The organism is Methylobacterium sp. E-046 (assembly GCF_022829625.1).
Taxonomy (GTDB): domain Bacteria; phylum Pseudomonadota; class Alphaproteobacteria; order Rhizobiales; family Beijerinckiaceae; genus Methylobacterium; species Methylobacterium longum.
Window position 1 is genome coordinate 1 of the sequence record NZ_JAKSYP010000157.1, and the last position, 745, is coordinate 745.

The following is a 745-nucleotide window of genomic DNA, read 5'->3' on the forward strand; positions in this document are numbered from 1 at the left end:
GTTGCCGGTCGTGGTGACCATGTCGACGTTCCACGACTGGGCGTTCGAGTTGATTGGAGTCGCGCCGCCGCCGTTGGCCAGGAAGGCACCAGCAAGCCTCACGTCCTGCATCTCGGCGAACGGCGCCTTGGAGATGTCGACATTCTCCGTCGGGTTACCTGGACCGTTGTTTAGTAAGGCGATGCCGTTCGAGACCAACTCGACGTGGCCGATCTCTTCAGCGAAGATGCTTGAAACCAAACTGTAGAACGGCCGCAGCTTGGTCTTGTTGCGGAAGTTGAAGCTTTGGAACATGTAGTTCCCCAGCGTCGACATTTCGCCGTACTTGCCGCCGAGCAGCTCCTGCAGGGCCGCGGCCGCATTGGGCTCGGGCCTCTTCGGCTCTGGCAGCTCCGTCAGGAGCTTGTCGATCTTCATGAACATGAGGCTGTCTCCGTCCGCGCGAGGCGCGCCTCCGGGGTACCGCCGGAGGCCGAGATCGTTCCTCTGCGCTTCGCGGAGTCGCATGGTGGAGGTGGATGCGCTGTAGGGTGAGATCGTCCACGGTCTGACAACTTGGCCAACTGCCGATCCGCAGGAGAGCCGTTCGCACCGTCAGTGCGTGAGGTGTGATATTCCTCCCGCTACCGTTCTTCTTACCGCAGCGGTGCCGTTTTTTGCTGGGTCTTGCTGTGTCCTGCTGTCCCTCGGTTAGACGCAGCCGTCTTTCTGCCGCCTCCACGTCATCGCCAAGCCGAAGCCGATC

General features: G+C 61.3%; 1 protein-coding gene. It reads right to left on the minus strand.

Going from position 1 to position 745, the window contains the following annotated elements:
* Positions 1–423 (minus strand): manganese catalase family protein (locus MKK82_RS13365; protein WP_243986035.1); only part of this gene is annotated, 423 nt, incomplete at its 3' end.
* Positions 424–745 lie beyond the last annotated feature (322 nt).